Below are 19,162 nucleotides of genomic sequence, written 5' to 3'. Positions count from 1 at the left end.
GAACTGATATGAACTTAAGCGCTACTGTAAAACCAAACCAAGCTGAAGTTGTCTATGTAGTTGATGATGACGAAGCGGTAAGAGATTCGCTTACTTGGCTCCTAGAAAGCAATGGATATGTTGTTCGTTGCCATGCCAGCGCAGAACGTTTCTTACAGTCTTTGCAAAGTACCGATAAGTCCACCATCTCTTGCGCCATTTTGGATGTGCGTATGCCTGGTATGTCAGGCCTTGAATTGCAAGAGCGTCTTACTAGTGAAAACCTACCGATGCCAGTTGCATTCATTACTGGTCATGGCGATGTATCGATGGCTGCCTCCACGATGAAACGTGGCGCAGTGGATTTCATTGAAAAGCCTTTTAAAGAAAATGATCTTTGTGGTTTAGTGGATCGCATGCTTGCTAAAGCGCGCATCGATTATTCACAAGCTAGTCAACGCAAAATTACCCAAAGCTTACTCAGCAAGTTAACTGGTCGTGAGCGCCAAGTTCTAGAACGCATTGTTGCAGGACGTTTGAATAAACAAATTGCTGATGACCTCGGTATTTCTATTAAGACTGTTGAAGCACACCGCGCCAACATCATGGAAAAGCTCAACGTCAACACGGTTGCCGACCTACTCCGTCTAGCCTTATCTGACCCGCAACCCAATTAATTACTGGGATTTTCTATGCCAGCTCAATTATTAGACGGAAACGCCCTTTCTAAAAAACTACGTACGGAAATTGCTGCACGTGGTGCAATCGTCACCGCCAAAGGTACCAGACCCGGTTTAGCAGTCATTGTGGTTGGCGACAACCCTGCCAGCGCAGTGTATGTTCGTAATAAAGTAAAAGCCTGTGAAGACGTTGGCTTTCACTCTGTTTTAGAGCGCTATTCTGTAGAACTTGGCGAAGAAGAATTACTCGCTCGTATTGCCACTCTCAATGCGGATCCAGTAATACACGGGATCTTGGTGCAACTCCCGCTACCAGAGCACATTGCCTCTGAGCGCGTACTAGAAGCGATTGCTCCAGAAAAAGATGTGGATGGCTTTCATGTGGCTAATGCTGGCGCCTTGATGGTTGGCCAACCAGAATTCAAGCCTTGCACCCCTTATGGCTGTATGAAGATTCTTGAAAGCATTGATTACCCTATTCGTAGTGCTCGCGCTGTGATTGTTGGTGCCTCCAATATTGTGGGCAAGCCAATGGCGATGCTGCTATTGCAAGCCGGTGCAACGGTCACCATTTGCAATAGTAAGACTCGTGACTTGGCACATCACACCAAGGATGCTGACATTTTGGTGGTTGCTACCGGCAAACCCAAAATGATTACTGGCGATATGGTCAAGAACGGTGCCGTTGTCATTGATGTGGGCATTAATCGCCTACCCGATGGCAAGCTCTGTGGCGACGTGGATTTTGATACAGCCAAATACATTGCCGGTTGGATTACCCCGGTTCCTGGTGGTGTTGGCCCGATGACCATCACTATGCTTCTCATGAATACCTTGGAAGCTGCTGAAAAAGCCGCCAAGCACTAAGGAATTACTGGGACTTTTGGCAAAATTACCCTCAGTCCATTAAGCTAGAGGGATGACTACATCCCTCTCCAGCTCTCTCCCAGCAGAATTACAAAATAACCCTTTAGTGACTTTTGGTCGTGGCATTGCAGCTTACTCAGAAGTGAAGCCTGAGCATATTGCACCTGCGATAGAGTATTTGCTCAAGCATGCACAAGATGCAGTAGATATAGCAGTCAATCCAAGCACTCCTTCGACTTGGGACGCATTGGCCGAGCCTCTAGAAGATGCTACTGAGTTTTTTGGTAGGTCATGGGGGGTGATCTCTCACCTCAATAGCGTTGCTGATACTCCGGAGTTGCGCGCTGCCTATGGCGAGATGCTACCCAAGGTCACTGCCTTCTTTTCGAGTCTTGGGCAAAATTTAGAGCTCTACAAAAAGTTTAAAGAACTCAGTAAAGCTCCTGACTTTACAAAACTGAGTACTGCGCAGAAGAAAGTGATTGAAAACTCTTTACGAGACTTTCGTCTGGGTGGAGCTGAGTTGAGTGATGCAGACAAGCCGCGCTTTTCACAAATTCAAGATGAGCAAGCAAGCTTAGGTAAAGCCTTTTCAGATCATGTTCTAGATGCTACCGATGGCTTTATTCACCTCATCACTGATAAAGCTGATTTGATAGGTTTGCCTGAGGACGCTATTGCAGCTGCTGCAGATACTGCTCAGCAGAAGAGCCTCCAGGGCTGGGCCTTTACTCTGCACTTCCCCTCTTATTACCCCGTTATGCAGTATTCAGAAAACCGAGCGCTGCGTCGCTTGATGTATGAGGCCTATGTCACGCGAGCTTCAGAGCTTGCGCCTCAATACGCCAAGGGTAAATTGGATTGGGACAACGCTCAGAATATGCTTGACCAATTAAGACTGCGCGACGAAGAAGCGCGTATGCTGGGTTTCAAAAACTATGCCGCCCTGAGTTTAGCTCCGAAGATGGCTAGCAGTGTTGATGAGGTTGATTCATTCCTGACCAACTTCGCACAGAAAGCAAAACCATTTGCATTAAAGGATTGGAAGGAGCTTTCTGATTTTGCCAAGACAGAGCTATCTATTGTTGATGGATTGGAGCCGTGGGATGTTGCTTTTGCTTCCGAAAGATTGAAGCAAGAACGCTATTCCTTTTCAGAGAATGAGCTCAAGCAATACTTCCCCCTGCCTAAAGTATTAGATGGGCTCTTCCAAGTCATTCAGACTTTGTTTGGCGTGAAAATTGAGTCGGCAGATTTACCCACTTGGCATACTGACGTGCAATCCTTCTCCGTTAAGAACACCAAGGGCAATATCGTGGCCTACTTCTATCTGGATCCCTATGCTCGCCCTGGCAAGCGTGGTGGGGCTTGGATGGATGATGCCCGTGGTCGTAGAGTTTTACCTAATGGTGAAATCCAAGTGCCTGTTGCTTATTTGGTTTGCAACTTTGCGCCGCCAGTAAAGGTCGATGGCGTGCTGCGTCAACCTACCATTACTCATGATGATGTAATCACCCTCTTCCATGAGAGTGGCCATGGTTTGCACCACCTTCTCACTCAAGTGAGCGCTTTAGGGGTTTCAGGTATCAATGGCGTTGAATGGGATGCAGTAGAGTTACCAAGTCAGTTTATGGAAAACTTCTGCTGGGAGTGGGAAGTATTGGAAAAGATGACTGCACATGCTGAAACTGGCAAGCCTCTTCCACGTGAATTATTCGACAAGATCCTCGCTGCCAAGAATTTCCAGAACGGTTATATGACTCTGCGTCAGATCGTGATGTCTCTCACCGACTGGCGCTTACATGCGAGCTTTGATGCGAAGAATGCTCAAGGTCACGCAGTATTAGACCTTTCCAGAGCGATTGCTAATCAATTCAACGTGATTCCACAACCAGCCATCTCTCGTTGGATCAATACCTTTAGCCATATCTTTGCTGGTGGTTATGCAGCTGGCTATTACAGCTATAAGTGGGCGGAAGTGTTATCTGCTGATGTCTACTCAGCTTTTGAGGAAGCAGCAAAAATCACTGGCAGTGTCTTAGATGAGAAAACAGGTGCTCGTTATCGTGAAGAGATTTTAGAGGTTGGTGGCAGTCGCCCTGCTGCTGAATCTTTTAAAGCCTTTAGGGGTAGAGAGCCAAGCATTGATGCCTTATTGCGTCATGGCGGATTAGCATAAGAGTTAAATCTAAAGCTCTAAATAAAAAACCCATCGCTATAGATGGGTTTTTTATTAGTAAGCTCCTGAATTAACTTGGGAGCTGGGCTGCTAGCTGACAATTATTTAGTGCCGGCTTACCTGCTAGTCTATCTTTAATCCAGGCCTGATATAGGGGTGCAGAGGCTCCAGGAGTTGTGAAATGAGACTGATCTCCTGGCAACTGAATCCGATTCACATTGCCCCCTAATTTACACATCTGCTCCTGATAGAGCTTGCCCATAATTGGGGGATTCGTGGTGTCTTTATTACCCCAATAGATCACTACCGGCGCAATGGGTTTCACAGGATTCACGCTTCCCTTGACCATGGCTTTTGTCCACTCAAGAGAATTGGTAAATTGATCTTTTAATAATGTTTTGTATTGGCTGCTGTAATTGAAATTCAGTGTATCCGCAACAGCATGCATACACTTGTTTCGGATAATCTCATCTAGCACCTTAGCGCCGTCACTCGTAAAGATATCGGTGAGTTTAAGGTTTGGGTTGCCGGCCATTACACCCCACATACTCATTGCCATGTGTGAAAAATCAAAAACATTGCCAGTAAACATCTTAACGATTCCGCTCAATGATTTTTGTGCGCTTACTTCATCTACAGTGGAATTGGGCATCATGATGGCAATATCATCTGGAGCCAAGGCAACCACGCCAACGAGTTCAATACCATCAGCAATCGTTCCTGTTTTGGCGATGTATTCTGGCATGCTTGCTGCGGCGACCACAGCGCCACCACCTTGCGACCAACCATAGATAATCGTCTTCTTACCAGCGCCAGCCTCCTTTAAAGCGCTAGCAGCTCTAGCCGAATCAATCATATCCATAGCATTAGTTGCTGCTAAAGCATATTGATGCTCGCCTCCACCACCCAGGCCTTGGTAATCCGTTGCAACTACTACATATCCGTCTTTGATAAATTCTTCAACACTTGGGATGCCGTAATCCGTCCAAGAATTTCCACCAACTAAAAAGTATTCATTGAGGGGTACTGTTGGATTGAGAACTTGTGAAGGGCCACAATTTTGTGCAGCGCCAGTTGTCCCATGCCCCCAAGCCATGATAGGCCTACCCTCTTTAGGTGGAGTGCCAATCGGGGCCACTACCAAGCCAGTAGCAAGATGCTTACGCCCGCCAACATCAGATGTGACGTAGGCAATCTTCCAGGCTTGAGCACCCTTAACAGATGTCTTGATTTTTTCTTTCTTCAGAATTTGCCCAAGCTTGCCGTCAGGACTCATTTTGATAACTTCCTCATAAAAAGGAGGAACAGGCGGATCGGCATACACAGCAGAAGATAGAATGCTTAGGGCTGTACCAAGCGCTAAAACCAAAGTAGAAATAGGAGTCATTTTTTTCATCGCTTAAATGGGTAAGTTAGGATCCAAAAATATCATTAAACACTAAGATCCCGCGGTCATCAATAAATCCTGTTTGCTTCGTTTATATTACTGACTCTTTATTACTGACTCTTGGTAGCTTTCTTGTTTGCACGGCGCTCAAAGAAGGTTTCGATTTCAACATAGAATACCGGCACCAATGCCACTGCAAGGCAGGTAGAAGCGATCATGCCGCTGAATACCGTAATACCTAGGGAGATACGTGCTGCAGCACCTGCACCAGTAGATAAAAGCAAAGGCATGACGCCCAAAATAAAGGCAATCGATGTCATGACGATTGGTCTAAAGCGCTCTCTAGAAGCCTCTAGTGCGGCATCAACAAAACTCATGCCTTTATGTCTGCACTCAATAGCGACCTCAACAATCAAAATAGAGTTCTTACAAGAAAGAGCGATCATCAACACCAGACCAATCTGAACATAAATGTTGTTTGGTAGGCCCGTAAGCAATAAAGCCAATACCGTTCCTGATAAAGAAAGTGGCACTGCGGTGAGAACTGCTAGCGGCGCTATCCAAGTTTCATATTGCGCTGCGAGCACTAAGTAGACCAACAAGATTGATAAAGCAAAGATCAAGATCACCGTGTTTCCGACCAAATCTTCTTGATAAGACATGCCGGCCCACTGATAAGCAATACCATCCGGCAAAGTCTTAGCAGCCACCTGCGCGAGCACCTTCATTGCTTGTCCAGAGCTATAGCCATCATTAGCCGCACCTAAGACGGCAGCAGAAGGATAGAGCTGAAACTGTGATGCAAACGCTGGTCCAGTAGTATCTTTGACATCAATGAATGATCCGAGCGGAACCATATTGCCACTCTTATTTTTTACATACAGGCGATTGATCTGCTCTACAGCGTTGCGGTATTTACCATCAGCCTGCACATACACTTGGTAGGTTTGTCCGTATTTGAAGAATTGATTGACGTAAGAAGATCCAAGATAGGATTGCAGTACGTCATAAGCATCACCGATATCGACACCAAAAGTTTCAGCCCTACCCACATTAAAGCTAAGCTGGAGTTGAGGAACATTATTCTGAAATGGCGTAAAGATCATCATGATCTCTAGATGCTTTTGCGCCTCAGCAATAAAGGTCTTAGCGGCAGCATCTAACTTAGCAAAATTATTACTGCCATCCGTCAGCATCAGTCTCATCTCAAAACCACCCGATAGACCCAAGCCCGGAATGGCTGGTGGTAAGAGCACAAAGGACTTCAGTTCTTGAACTTGCTTCAGGCCTTGATTCATATTGTTATAGATATCACGCAGGCCCTCACCTTTGCCCCGCTCTTCCCATTTCTTCATGATGACGTATAAGCCGCCCGCATTGGATTGGGAGCTACTGTTGTTCAGTAAGTTAATGCCGCCGATCACCACAACCGTGTCAACACCAGGAACCTTCTTGATGACATCAACTGCTTTTTTCATGCCACTCTCGGTACGCTGCAAAGAGGCCGCATCAGGCAAGGTAGTTGAAACCACCAAATAGCCTTGGTCTTCGTTTGGAATAAAGCCAGATGGCACAAACATCAAGCCAATGAGAGAGGCGGCAATAATCGCAATCCCCACCATCGATGCTTTAGCTCGATTCCTCATCAAGCCTTCAATCTTGTGTCCATACCAAGTGGCCAAGCGATTGAAATACAAATCAAATTTTTGATAGAGCTTATTTTTAACCTTGTTAGGGTCAATCGGCTTGAGATACTGCGCTGACTGGGTTGGCTTCAGAGTAATCGCATTGATACCGCTAATCAAAGCAGTTGCTGCAATCACCAAAGCAAACTGTCGATACATTTGTCCAGTAATGCCAGCAATAAACGAAGCTGGAATAAACACGGCCATCAAGACTAAGGTAATACCAATAATCGGACCCATCAAAGCAGTCATAGCATCAATTGCACCCTGCTTAGGATCTTCACCCTCTTCCACTTTCTTGGAGACCGCTTCAACCACCACAATCGCATCATCTACCACAATACCGATACATAGAACGATTGCAAACAAGGTGAGTAAGTTGATAGAGAAGCCCAAGGCGGCCATACAAGCAAATGCGCCAATAATCGTGACGGGTACTGTTGTAGCAGGGACCAGCGTGGCACGCCAGTTCTGCAAGAAAATCATGATTACGAGAAGAACTAAGATGCCCGCCTCGTAAAGCGTTTTATAAACCTCATGAATAGAGGCTTTTACAAACATCGTGGTATCAAATGGAATGGCCCAAGTCACTTCTTTTGGAAGCGTCTTGGCAATACTCTTCATTTCATTCTGAACTGCTTGCGCGGTTGCAATCGCATTAGCGCCGGGCATCTGATAGATAGCAATACCACCTGCGGGCTTTTCATCAATCTTGAAGAATTGACTGTAGTTTTGACTACCCATTTCTATTCTGGCGATATCACGCAAGTACGTGATTTCAGCCTTATTGCCAGCCTTAACCACAATCTTGCCGAACTGCTCGGGGGTTGTCATGGCGCTGGTGACATTAAGCGTCAACTGAAAATCTTGACCCATCGGTGTGGGTGGGGCACCAATTTGACCTGCTGTTAGCAAGACGTTTTGCTTATTAATAACGGCAATGACATCGTTTGGCGTCAGATTGCGCATCTTGAGTTGGGCAGGATCAAGCCAAACTCGCATACTGTAATTACCCACACCAAAGACGTTGGCAGCAGCTACCCCTGGTAATCGCGCTAAGCGCTGTTGCAACTTGAGGTTAGCCAGATTACTTAAAAATAAGCCATCATGATCTGGGTTGGATGAAGTGAGAGTAACGAACTGCAGAATGGCAGTTGACTGTGTTTTCGTTGTGACACCCTGCTTTTGCACTGCTTGTGGCAAAGAAGGAAGTGCAATCGCTACCCGGTTTTGTACGTTGACCTGAGCTAAATTAGGATCTGTTCCGACCTTAAAGGTAACCGTTAGAGTGTAGTTTCCATCATTGGTGGATGCAGACTCCATATAGAGCATCCCATCCACACCATTGACCTGAGTCTCAATATTGCTAGCTACTAATTGCTGCACAAGGGTGGCACTTGCACCTGGATAGCGCGCTGTTACCTGAATCGTGGGTGGAACAATATTAGGGTACTGAGCAATCGGCAAACTATTAATGGAAACCGCCCCAATCAATAGCATGACTAGGGCAATCACATTGGCCAGTACTGGCCGTTCGATAAAAAATTTAGAGAGCATGATTATCGAGCTGGCATTGCCTCAAGCGTGACCTCTGTTGGCTGGGCAATTTGATTAATACTCAGATTAATAAATCCATTAATGACTACCTTACTGGCGGCAGTCAAACCCTTGCTAATCTCTACATATTTCTCAAAGCGCTGACCCAGGCTAATATCTTGACGTTGCGCACGCATGGCGGCATCTAAAACAAAAACATAGTCACCCACCTGATCCGTCATGACTGCAGTCTTGGGTAGCAGTAAGGCCTGCCTTGGCGCGCCATACTGAGCCATAACTCGAGCATATAAACCAGGAATTAACTCGTACTTCTCATTTTTGAAGATTGCCCGCAATTGCAAGGACCCAGTCTCCGTGGAAATCAAATTGGCAGCGTAATCCAAGACACCCTCAAAAGGATACCCAACCTCACCTTGCAGACCTGCATAGATAGGCAAGGTATTTACTTCAGACTTACGTTCTGCGTTTGCATCTTGACCCTTTTGAAATTTTAAGTACTCACGCTCATTAATAGAGAAGTAAACATAAATTGGTGAAATCTGCTGAATGGTAGAGAGTTGCACACCTTTGGTGGTGCTATCCAAATAGGTGCCTACATCCAATAAGTGCCTTCCCATCAGGCCATCAAAAGGCGCTCTGATTTCGGTATAGCCCAAATTAATTTTTGCGAGGGTTAAATTAGCTTCCGATTGCTGAAATTGGGATAAGGCTTTATCAACCGCAGCCTGAGAGGTTGCATTCTCTTTAAGTAGGGATTTCTGACGACCATACTCAAGCTTCGCTTCGGTATAAATTGCCTGCTTTAATTTCACCTCTTGTATGTATTGGTCTTGCTCAATAACAAATAGAAGATCGCCCTTCTTCACCATCGCTCCGTCAGCAAAACCAATCTTAGTGAGGTAACCCTTAACCCGTGCATCTAAGTTCACTGTGAGGTATGGATCCACGAGGCCGTCAAATGTTGCAAAACTCCGGATCTCTTGTGACAGCGGTTGAGCCGTTGTCACCGGAATTGGCATCTGCTTCACTTCTTTGCCGCAAGACTTCAAGCAAATGATCGCAATCAAGGCAATGAGAACAAAGAAAGATACGCCAATCGTCCGAGGTGAAAGCTTCTTTTTCAGAATAGGAATCTCAACCGTACTTAACTTTAGTAGGAATGCATTCCATTTTCCTAAGAGCAAGTTCCATAGAGTCACAAGCTTCCCCCATAAGGGCATCAGCAAAAGTTTGGCTTTTATTAATAGTTCTTTCATGGCGCAGTACTTCCCTGGGTCGGCGGAGTCGTTGTATTTGATGGTGTGTTTAATGTAGCCGGCACTGTAGTTTGTGTGGGCTTTGATGGATCAGGAGCATCTACCAAAAACTTGCTAGCCTTCACCGTCAATGGGTCACCAGTCCTTGTGAGGGCGGAGCCCCAATCTGTTCGGTCAATCATCTCAGCAACCATCTGGTCTGGCAACTTAGGAGGACTCATATCTGCAGTCCAACCGCCACCAAGCGCTTTAAATGCACCTACATATCCAATAAGCTCATTTGATGAAGTTTGGACTAAGGAGTTTTGGATATTTAATAGATTCTGCTGTGCAGTGATCACCGTGGTGTAATCATTCTGCCCGGCCTTATAACGCTCAAGTGCCAAATCTGCAGCACTTTGCGCCGCAATCACACCGCGAGTTAAATCCTCTTTTGAACTTTTAGTGGTCGAGATAGTAATAAGCGAATCTTCAACCTCCTTCTGAGCATTCAAGACTTGATTTTGGTAGGCCAAGAGGCTCTGCTGGAAAATAGCATCCTGCACGCGGACTTGATCCACAATTGCGCCTCTATAAAACAGTGGCAAGTAAAGTCCGGCATTTACTCCAGAAGAGTTATTACCCCAACTAAATAAATTAGCAGAGGATAAGGTGCCGTAATTTGAGGTGGCATAACCAAAGATGCCGCCCAAGGTAAACGTTGGGAATAGCTGCGCCTTGCTGACACCAATCAAGGCAGACTTAGAGGCAGCATCAAATTCGGCCTGCAGAACATCTGGGCGGCGGCGCAATAAATCCCTTGGCATACCAACTCCAAGCTCAGCAGGAGGCTTCAGACTTCCCTTGGTATTTCCGTAAGTCTTTTCATAGTACTCAGGAGGCTCGCCCAGCAAAATACTCATGGCGTGTTGGTTTTTCTTTAAATTCGCAATCAAAGCTGGAATCTGCGCCTTTGTCTGCTCATACTGGGCTTGCGCTTGACTCAGGTCCAACATCGAGGTGGCACCGTATTTAAAACGCGCGCCTGCAATACGCAAACTTTCTTTTTGTAAGGCTAGATTGGTTTTAGCAACCACGATCAGATCTTCATAGTTCCGAATATTGATGTAAGTATTAGCAACATCAGCAGTTAAAGACACATCTGCCGAGTAGAAGGCTGCAACCCCAGACAAATAGGAGCTTAACGAGCTCTGAATTCCACGGCGATTCTTTCCCCAAAAATCTAGCTCCCAACTCACCTGCACCAAAGCATTTTTAGAGACCAAATTATTGGAATCATTAATCGCTTCTTGAATTGCGCTATTGCGGTTATTGGAATACGAAGCACTTAAATTGGCGGATGGCAATAATGCGGCATCGCTCACACCAAGTTGGGCCTGCAGTTGGTATATCCGCAGCGCAGTTTGTTGCAAAGTGAGGTTTTGCGCAGTAGCTTGCTTTAGCAAGGCATTGAGCGTCGGATCATTAAAGCTTTTCCACCACTCTACTGGGTCCAGAATCTTGTTTGAGTTTTCACCCAAAGATTCGGTAAATTCAGTTTGAGCTGTTGATTTATATTGATCTACTGCCTTAACAGGCGGTCTTGCAAAATCTGGGCCAACCATCATGCAACCAGCAAGCATCAAGGTGCCGGAAATTATGAGTGCATGGGTAATCGTGTTTCTAGGTAATGGCATTCAAGTGCTTAATTTTTAAACTGATTGCCTTGTCTAAGGGCGGAAATTATCGATACTAATCATAAGGATAAAGCAAGATTCAGAATGCAGGGCTAGTGTAAGCCCTAGGCTTATACGGATTAAGACTTTTGGATCTGCGCGATCACTGGAGCGTGGTCCGAAGGCTGCTCCCAGGCTCTAGGCACTTTATCTACCGTGCTAGCACTACATCTTCCCTTGAGCGCCTCACTCAGCAAAATGTGATCAATGCGCATGCCGGCATTTCTTCTGAAACCCATCATGCGGTAATCCCACCAACTAAAAGTTTTCGGCGCCTGCTCAAACATTCTGAATGAGTCGTGGAGGCCAAGCTTAATCAGATCTTGAAACGCTTCACGCTCTGGTGGTGAAACGAGGTTCTGCCCTTCCCATGCCTTAGGGTCATGCACATCTTGATCTGCCGGAGCAATATTGAAGTCACCTAAGAGCGCCAAGCGTTCGCTTTGTTGAAGCTCTTCTGTTAACCAAGTTTGCAATGCCTTCAACCAAGCTAATTTATATTGAAACTTGTCGCTATCAGGTGATTGCCCGTTTGGAAAATACGCTGATACGAGTCTCATCGGTTTCGTACCAGCAAAGCAGACTGTCGCCGCGAGAATGCGTTGCTGCTCATCTGCGTAGTTTGGAATGTTTCTAGTGGGCTTCAGAAATGCTGTTTCTATATCCGAGGCGATTGGTGCAAGCGCAGCTTTGCGTAATATGATCGCGACACCGTTATAAGTCTTTTGACCAGCAGCCAAACTGAGGTAACCCGCATCTTCCAGCTCTTTATGGGGGTACTTATCATCCGTGAGCTTAAGCTCTTGCAAGCAGAGCGCATCAATCGGTTGTTTCTTGCTTTCTTGATCTTGCAACCAACGAAGCACTTGTGGAAGGCGAACCTTTAAGGAGTTCACATTCCACGCAGCTATTCGAACCGAATCAGTCATCAATACCGAGCTCTTGCAACTTACGGGTAATCGTATTACGGCCAATACCTAGACGCTGGGCAGCCTCTACTCTTCTGCCGCGAGTAACTTCTAGAGCTGCCTGCAATACTGCCTTTTCAAAACGTGCGGTCAAGGCATCAAAAACTTCTTTATCGCCATCTTGCAACATCTTGACAGCCAGACGCCCCAAACCACTCTCCCAGTCACCTACAGCAACTTTGGCAGCAACGGGATTACTTGGCGAAGACTCGCCGTGAATAACGATGGGTTGTTCGTTCGCTTCGGAAACAATATCAGCAGGAAGATCGCTTACGCCAATCACGTTTGCAGACGTCATCACTGTTAACCAGTGGCATAAGTTCTCTAATTGACGTACATTTCCCGGAAATGGCATTGCGCTCATTTCTTTTAAGACTTCATCAGACAATTTTTTAGGTTCAACGCCCAAAGACTTGGCGCAGCTCAACATAAAATGTCTAGCCAACATTGGAATGTCTTCACTACGCTCACGCAATGAAGGCATACGCAAACGAATCACATTCAAGCGATGCAACAAGTCTTCACGGAAGAACCCAGCAGCGACTCTTGCATCTAGATTTTGATGTGTCGAAGCAATGATTCGAACATTTGCCTTAATCGGGTCTTGTCCACCGATGCGATAAAAATGTCCGTCAGTTAGAACGCGGAGTAAACGGGTTTGTAGATCAAAAGGTAAGTCACCTACCTCACCCAAGAATAGAGTACCTCCATCAGCTTGTTCAAAACGGCCTCGACGCAAAGTCTGCGCACCTGGGAAAGCACCGCGCTCGTGACCAAATAACTCAGACTCCAACAAATCCTTTGGCACAGCTGAAGTACTTAAGGAGACAAATGGCCCTTTGGCGCAAGGACTGTGCTTATGCAGGGCGTGGGCAACCAACTCTTTACCAGTGCCGGACTCTCCAGTAATCAGGACTGTGGCGTTAGATTGCGCTAAGCGCCCAATGGCACGAAAAATTTCCTGCATTGCTGGTGCTTGACCAATAATCTCAGTGGCGTCTTGTCTCCACGCAGTTAACTCTTTCGCACCAGAGTCATTACGGATACCCTGCTCTACCGCACGATGAATTAATTCAATCGCCTTTTCGACATCAAAAGGTTTGGTGAGGTATTCAAATGCACCACCTTGAAATGAAGAGACAGCGGAGTCCAAATCAGAATACGCTGTCATGATGATGACTGGTAAATTCGGATGACTTGCTTTCACGTGCTGCAATAAATCCAAGCCGTTGCCACGCGGCATACGGATATCAGAAATCAGCACCTGAGGGGATTCTTTTTCGAGGGCATTGAGCACATCATTTGGATTAGAGAAGCTCTTATGCGGAATATTTTCACGCGCTAGCGCTTTCTCTAAGACCCAACGAATAGATTGATCATCGTCAACGATCCAAATTGGTTTCATGATGCTTTCTCCTGCCTACGGTATGGAATTTGAATATGAAAATCGGTGCGCCCTGGACGGCTATTACAAGCAATAGATCCCTGATGCTGCTGTACAAAGGTTTGCGCAAGGGTCAGACCAAGCCCACTACCACCCTCTCTTCCCGAAACCAATGGGAAAAAGATGCGCTCAATAATTTCTTCCGGAATGCCGGGGCCGTTGTCAATCACATGCAGATCCATCGCCAATTTGTAGCGATGCTTTGCAATCGTGACGGAACGTGCCACACGGGTCTTCAGTTCAATTTGCGCAGTACCGCTGCTAATCTCTTCAGAAAGCGCTTGTGCAGCGTTATGCACAATATTTAAGGTTGCCTGAATCAATTGCTCTCGGTCGCCCAAGACATCGGGCAGACTTGTATCGTAGTTACGAATAATTCGTAAACCTTTTGGAAACTCTGCCAAGACTAGACTACGCACGCGCTCTAATGCTTCGTGCACATTGAAAGATTCCATCACATGCGCTTTGCGATGCGGCGCCAACAGACGATCAACCAAAGTCTGCAGACGATCAGACTCCTTGATAATGACTTGCGTGTACTCGCGCAAGCCTTTGTCTGGTAACTCAAACTCTAATAGCTGCGCTGCCCCACGAATACCACCCAATGGGTTTTTAATCTCATGCGCTAAATTACGCATTAATTGTTTATTTGCTTCAACTTGCTGTGTCACGCGTTCATCGCGCTCACTCCGCAACTGTTGATCAATCGGAAACCACTCCATCATGATCAGTGCGGGATCCTCTAAAGCTGCAACCACTACATGCGCTGGAATGGAGTCTTGATGAATGCTACCCGGCAATGAATGCAAAACCATTTCTTGGCGTTGGGCCAATACATGACCCTGTTTCACCTCAGAAATCATGTCACTTAATGCTAAGTTGTCACCAAATAAGTTGTGCACAGATTGACCCTCAAGTGATTTACGCGAGAGGTCCAAGGCTGACTCGGCAGCTGGGTTCACGTACACCAATTGTTGGTTCTCAGCCTCAAATACCACAATGGCATTGGGCATCTGATCAAGCAATGTCGGAAAAAAAGGAGCAGCCGTAGCTGCTCCCTTGAACGAATTGCGCAACAGACCTGCGCTCAAGTTCTCTCCTTCGCTTACAGGGAGTAGTACATATCAAATTCGATTGGATGAGTAGTCATACGGAAACGTGTGACATCTTCCATTTTCAAATTGATATATGCATCAATCATAGATTCAGTAAATACTCCACCGCGAGTCAAGAACTCGTGATCTTTCTTCAATGCGTCCAATGCCTCTTCCAAGCTTGCGCAAACGGTTGGGATCTTTGCATCTTCTTCTGGTGGCAAGTCATACAAGTTCTTGTCAGCAGCTTCGCCTGGATGAATCTTGTTCTGCACGCCATCCAAACCAGCCATCAGCAATGCTGAGAAGCAGAGGTATGGGTTAGCCAATGGATCTGGGAAACGAGTTTCAATACGACGACCCTTAGGATTAGGAACGTGTGGAATACGGATTGAAGCAGAACGATTACGTGCTGAGTAAGCCAATTTCACTGGAGCCTCAAAGCCTGGAACCAAACGCTTGTATGAGTTTGTACCTGGGTTGGTAATTGCATTCAATGCTTTAGCGTGCTTGATGATGCCGCCAATGTAGAACAATGCAAACTCTGACAAACCTGCATAACCGTTACCAGCAAACAAGTTCTCACCGTTCTTCCAAACGGATTGGTGAACGTGCATACCAGAACCGTTATCGCCAACTACTGGTTTAGGCATGAAAGTTGCTGTCTTGCCATAAGCATGAGCAACGTTATGAATGACATACTTCTGCCAGATAGTCCAGTCAGCGCGTTGAGTCAATGTGCTGAACTTAGTACCCAATTCGTTTTGGCCTTGGCCAGCAACTTCATGGTGATGAACTTCAACTGGAATGCCCAATGATTCAAGAATCAAACACATTTCAGAACGCATATCTTGGAATGTATCTACAGGAGCAACTGGGAAGTAACCGCCTTTTTTACCTGGACGGTGACCAGTGTTACCACCTTCGATTTCAGCGCCAGATGACCATGGAGCTTCTTCGGAATCAATCTTCACGAAGCAACCCTGCATATCGGCACCCCAACGCACGCCATCAAAAATGAAGAACTCTGGCTCTGGACCAAAGTAAGCAGCGTCACCTAAGCCGGTGCTCTTCAAATACGCTTCAGCGCGCTTAGCGATAGAACGTGGATCGCGATCGTAACCTTTGCCATCAGCTGGCTCAATAACGTCACATGTGAGAACCAAGGTTGGCTCTTCATAGAATGGATCAATGTAAGCAGCCGTTGGATCTGGTTTGAGCAACATATCTGAAGCTTCAATACCTTTCCAACCAGCGATAGAGGAACCGTCAAATGCATGACCGCTCTCAAATTTATCTTCGTCAAAAGCAGAGATAGGCACTGTCGTGTGTTGTTCTTTACCCTTTGTATCCACAAAGCGGAAATCAACGAAAGTACATTCTTTCTCTTTAACCAACTTCATCACATCAGCGACGGTCTTCGTCATGCAAATCTCCTCTATTAACTAAATTCGGAATCAAAACTTAAGGCATACACCCTTGTTCATTCCAGGCACCAAACATGCCTACTGGATGTATGTAATTTACTGAAGCAAACAAATGGGAACTCTCATTATTGCACTGTTTAAGTGCTGAAATACCCCTCATACAAGCCTAAATACCCCTATTTGCACCTTTTTAGTGCAACTAAGACTGGCTGATGTCGTGGATTTCGTAACCCAGCTCTTGGGTTCCTGTTCTCAAGGCAATCCAAGCGCTTTCTAGAAGGTTGGCATTACCCTTAATCCCCAGCTCAATATGACGCTGGGCATAAACACCCCCCTTAGAGGTGTCACCGACAGAGGGGAGACTAAAGACCTTCACCCCCGGAAAATTAGCCTCTATGCGCTCCATTAAGGGGGTCAAGGTAGATTCAACTCCCTTGGGAACGATGAAGCTTTGCTCTGCCCAATTTTCTTGATGGAATAGATCCTTGTAATAAGTATCCAAGCACCAAGCCATCATCGGCGCAGCCATTACCGGAAAGCCAGGAACAAAGTGATGCTCTTGAATCCGAAATCCTGGAATTTGGTTGTATGGGTTTGGAATAATTTCACTACCAATCGGAAACTCCCCCATCTTGAAGCGATGCTGATTTTCCGGAGTACTTAAATCCGACTTGATTGGATCGCCTTCTGCCATCGACTGAATGCGACCAGCAATTAATTCTTGCGCAGTTGGATGTAACTCAGTTTTTGTACCCAGAGCAAGTGCCGCGCATTGACGGGTGTGATCATCCGGCGTGGCGCCAATGCCGCCAGTACTAAACACAACATCACCACTTGCAAAACTGTCTTTGAGTGTTGCAGTAATTTGCTCGGGATCATCAGCAACGTATTTGGCCCATGCAAGACTGAGGCCGCGCTCATTGAGCAACTCGATAAGCTTACTCATGTGCTTATCTTGACGACGACCAGACAAAATCTCATCACCAATTACGATTAAACCGAAGCGACGTTGGGCTTTGTTTGGCACTTCTATTTCAACTTTTTTAATTGCATCAACCATGGTAAGGCAGTTCCATATCAACAACGCGAGATTGCACTGTGAGCGCTTGATCCAACTCTTCTTCTCTCAATTGCTTGAGCGCATCTAATAAGAAGTAGCTAAACCATAAAGCAGCAAACACAAAAATCAGAGAATAAATCCAAAGGGCTATAAAGCTCACTATTGGAAATAACACTAAAGCCAATGCAGAGGTAGCCCAGAAGAAAGTTGGCACTGCGCCCAACATGCCTGAGGCTATACCCATACAGAATAAAGGCCAGCGATATTTTTGAAGCAGAAGGTCGCGCTCTTCTGAACTGGCATGCTTTGCTAGAACGTCATATGACATCAGGCGCATCGTTAACCATCCCCATAACAATGGAGGCAAGACAGCCACCAGTGGAGGAACCCACCACACAGGTAGGGTGAGCATCACCAACGCAAGACAAATGAGGGCTGACCATAGGCTATAGATCAAACTGCCAAAGAAACCGCCGCCCTTCTTGCACTCTAGATCCTGAAATTGTGACTGCCTAGAGGCAATTTTCACAATCGAGGGTACCGTTGAAAACGCGATGAAGACTAACAAGCTAATCGTAATCAAGGGGATGATTAGCATGACAAAAAATAATGGCGCAATCCACGCTCTAGCATTTTCAAAGCCCGCCCAAACCAAACCCTCTTGTATCCAACTGGTAAAGACGGAAGTTGTTAGAAAGATGCTTAATGTTTCTAAGGCTGGCGTCCATGTGAGCCAAATGAGGCAACCCCATAAAACTGAGACGATCAAAAATGGCCTGAAGCTAAGCCATAACATTCGCGGATGCATGGTTCCAACTAATGCCATGCCAAACGATTTAAATACTTGCGGTAATCCGACCATACAACTCCTATTGCCGGCAGACTTGCAGTCTACTTAGGCTTGAATTCTTTAATGGCACGCACCAAGCTTTGCCATTGTTGGGTGAGGATATTTTCTGAAACAGTTAAATTTCTGACCCCCGTAGGATAGACCTCTTTAGTGAAGATGGCCGTTCCGAATAACATATCCCACCACGGAAACAAAATACCAAAATTACAACCACCCAATACGCCGGGTTTACCGATAGCCTCATGCCCATAGCCCACAGCATGATGCATTCGGTGAAACATTGGGGATACCAATAGATATTTAGCAGGCCCTAAGTGAACCTTAATATTGGCATGCTGCCAACTTTGAATAAATTGGCTTAGCGCAATCAACATAATGAATTGCCCTGGCGATACACCAATCAACAGCGCGAAGAAGGACATGATTGCTGCTCGCATCACATCATCCAGAATGTGACTACGATTATCAGACCAGGCCGTCATTACTGTTTGGCTATGATGCAAGGCATGCAATTGCCACCACCAGTTAAACGCATGCGAAGCGCGGTGATAAAGAAAATCAACAAAGTCCAGAATGATGAGATAGATTACGAAGCTAACGACAGGGACTGATGTCACTCCCGGCCACCAGGACTCTACATTCAGGCGATCAAAACGGAAATCATGCAGGATGGAATCAATCTCAAAAAAGAATCCAGATAGGCATATAAAAATTAAGCCATGAAATATTCCCAGGCGATGAAATAAGGTGTACAGAACATCTGCCCTACTCGACTTTGAAAAACGCTCTTGCTTTTCTGCTGGGACTAAACGCTCCCACGTTCTTAATACAACCAGAATTAAGAAGAGCTGAACACAACCAAACAAAAACCAATCGATTCCATCAAATACATCCTCAGCCCAAGACATTAAATCGAATTGGTACAGAATCGGACCCACTACATTAGCAAACAGAAACTCCTGAACGCTGGCGTAAGCATTCGCAATCATGGAGGTGACGGTAGTGAGGTCCATG

14 protein-coding genes are annotated in these 19,162 nt (G+C 46.0%); 3 read left to right on the top strand and 11 right to left on the bottom strand.

Features of this window, described 5'->3' with window-relative positions; translation table 11 throughout:
• Positions 1-8: 8 nt before the first annotated feature.
• The 3 genes from ICV90_RS03975 to ICV90_RS03965 are packed head-to-tail and all read left to right on the top strand — an operon-like array spanning position 9 to position 3,705.
• On the top strand, positions 9-656 hold the full coding sequence (locus ICV90_RS03975; RefSeq protein ID WP_215359896.1) for a response regulator transcription factor: 648 nt from the start codon (positions 9-11) through the stop codon (positions 654-656).
• Between the two features lie 15 nt (positions 657-671).
• Positions 672-1,526 carry a bifunctional methylenetetrahydrofolate dehydrogenase/methenyltetrahydrofolate cyclohydrolase FolD gene (gene folD, locus ICV90_RS03970; RefSeq protein ID WP_215359894.1) on the top strand — a complete coding sequence of 285 codons (855 nt, stop codon included), beginning with the start codon at positions 672-674 and terminating at the stop codon, positions 1,524-1,526.
• Between the two features lie 52 nt (positions 1,527-1,578).
• A complete protein-coding gene (locus ICV90_RS03965) occupies positions 1,579-3,705 on the top strand; it encodes a M3 family metallopeptidase (protein WP_215359892.1) in 2,127 nt (708 codons plus the stop codon).
• A gap of 70 nt (positions 3,706-3,775) precedes the next feature.
• Here the strand turns inward: ICV90_RS03965 and ICV90_RS03960 are convergent, their stop codons facing one another.
• The 11 genes from ICV90_RS03960 to ICV90_RS03910 all read right to left on the bottom strand — a co-directional run bounded on the left by ICV90_RS03960 (position 3,776) and on the right by ICV90_RS03910 (position 19,161).
• Positions 3,776-5,092 carry a lipase family protein gene (locus tag ICV90_RS03960; RefSeq protein WP_251367795.1) on the bottom strand — a complete coding sequence of 439 codons (1,317 nt, stop codon included), beginning with the start codon at positions 5,090-5,092 and terminating at the stop codon, positions 3,776-3,778.
• A gap of 110 nt (positions 5,093-5,202) precedes the next feature.
• Positions 5,203-8,334: an efflux RND transporter permease subunit gene (locus ICV90_RS03955; protein ID WP_215359888.1), complete on the bottom strand. Its 3,132-nt coding sequence runs from the start codon at positions 8,332-8,334 to the stop codon at positions 5,203-5,205.
• 2 nt (positions 8,335-8,336) lie between these two features.
• On the bottom strand, positions 8,337-9,533 hold the full coding sequence (locus ICV90_RS03950; protein WP_215359886.1) for an efflux RND transporter periplasmic adaptor subunit: 1,197 nt from the start codon (positions 9,531-9,533) through the stop codon (positions 8,337-8,339).
• Between the two features lie 53 nt (positions 9,534-9,586).
• Complete coding sequence (locus ICV90_RS03945) at positions 9,587-11,266, bottom strand: efflux transporter outer membrane subunit (protein WP_215359884.1); 1,680 nt, start codon at positions 11,264-11,266, stop codon at positions 9,587-9,589.
• A gap of 119 nt (positions 11,267-11,385) precedes the next feature.
• Complete coding sequence (gene xth, locus ICV90_RS03940; protein WP_215359883.1) at positions 11,386-12,234, bottom strand: exodeoxyribonuclease III; 849 nt, start codon at positions 12,232-12,234, stop codon at positions 11,386-11,388.
• On the bottom strand, positions 12,227-13,678 hold the full coding sequence (gene ntrC / locus ICV90_RS03935; protein WP_215359881.1) for a nitrogen regulation protein NR(I): 1,452 nt from the start codon (positions 13,676-13,678) through the stop codon (positions 12,227-12,229). The genes xth and ntrC overlap by 8 nt, the downstream gene beginning before the upstream one ends.
• Positions 13,675-14,796: a nitrogen regulation protein NR(II) gene (gene glnL, locus ICV90_RS03930; protein WP_371743888.1), complete on the bottom strand. Its 1,122-nt coding sequence runs from the start codon at positions 14,794-14,796 to the stop codon at positions 13,675-13,677. Before glnL ends, ntrC begins: the two co-directional genes overlap by 4 nt.
• A 26-nt stretch (positions 14,797-14,822) precedes the next feature.
• Positions 14,823-16,238 (bottom strand): type I glutamate--ammonia ligase, encoded by a 1,416-nt coding sequence (gene glnA, locus ICV90_RS03925; RefSeq protein WP_215321863.1) that lies wholly within the window; start codon positions 16,236-16,238, stop codon positions 14,823-14,825.
• Positions 16,239-16,437: 199 nt separating this feature from the next.
• Positions 16,438-17,298, bottom strand: a complete 861-nt coding sequence (locus tag ICV90_RS03920; RefSeq protein ID WP_215359877.1) for a molybdopterin-binding protein — start codon at positions 17,296-17,298, stop codon at positions 16,438-16,440.
• The gene (locus ICV90_RS03915; protein ID WP_215359875.1) at positions 17,291-18,160 is read right to left on the bottom strand and encodes an EI24 domain-containing protein; all 870 of its coding nucleotides are present in this window, start codon (positions 18,158-18,160) and stop codon (positions 17,291-17,293) included. Before ICV90_RS03915 ends, ICV90_RS03920 begins: the two co-directional genes overlap by 8 nt.
• Positions 18,161-18,189: 29 nt before the next feature.
• Entirely contained in the window at positions 18,190-19,161 is a 972-nt protein-coding gene (locus tag ICV90_RS03910; RefSeq protein ID WP_215359873.1) for a sterol desaturase family protein, read from the bottom strand.
• Position 19,162 lies beyond the last annotated feature (1 nt).

This window comes from Polynucleobacter sp. JS-JIR-II-b4 (genome assembly GCF_018687815.1).
Classification (GTDB): Bacteria; Pseudomonadota; Gammaproteobacteria; order Burkholderiales; family Burkholderiaceae; genus Polynucleobacter.
This window is presented reverse-complemented; position numbering and strand designations above follow the sequence as displayed.

Bases quoted from the DNA above. Each gene is read 5' to 3' on its own strand.
- xth (WP_215359883.1), bottom strand. From the start codon at position 12,234: ATGACTGATTCGGTTCGAATAGCTGCGTGGAATGTGAACTCCTTAAAG.
- ICV90_RS03945 (WP_215359884.1), bottom strand. From the start codon at position 11,266: ATGCCATTACCTAGAAACACGATTACCCATGCACTCATAATTTCCGGC.
- ICV90_RS03975 (WP_215359896.1), top strand. From the start codon at position 9: ATGAACTTAAGCGCTACTGTAAAACCAAACCAAGCTGAAGTTGTCTAT.
- glnA (WP_215321863.1), bottom strand. From the start codon at position 16,238: ATGACGAAGACCGTCGCTGATGTGATGAAGTTGGTTAAAGAGAAAGAA.
- ICV90_RS03920 (WP_215359877.1), bottom strand. From the start codon at position 17,298: ATGGTTGATGCAATTAAAAAAGTTGAAATAGAAGTGCCAAACAAAGCC.
- ICV90_RS03965 (WP_215359892.1), top strand. From the start codon at position 1,579: ATGACTACATCCCTCTCCAGCTCTCTCCCAGCAGAATTACAAAATAAC.
- ICV90_RS03915 (WP_215359875.1), bottom strand. From the start codon at position 18,160: ATGGTCGGATTACCGCAAGTATTTAAATCGTTTGGCATGGCATTAGTT.
- ICV90_RS03955 (WP_215359888.1), bottom strand. From the start codon at position 8,334: ATGCTCTCTAAATTTTTTATCGAACGGCCAGTACTGGCCAATGTGATT.
- ICV90_RS03910 (WP_215359873.1), bottom strand. From the start codon at position 19,161: ATGGACCTCACTACCGTCACCTCCATGATTGCGAATGCTTACGCCAGC.
- ICV90_RS03960 (WP_251367795.1), bottom strand. From the start codon at position 5,092: ATGACTCCTATTTCTACTTTGGTTTTAGCGCTTGGTACAGCCCTAAGC.
- folD (WP_215359894.1), top strand. From the start codon at position 672: ATGCCAGCTCAATTATTAGACGGAAACGCCCTTTCTAAAAAACTACGT.
- ntrC (WP_215359881.1), bottom strand. From the start codon at position 13,678: ATGAAACCAATTTGGATCGTTGACGATGATCAATCTATTCGTTGGGTC.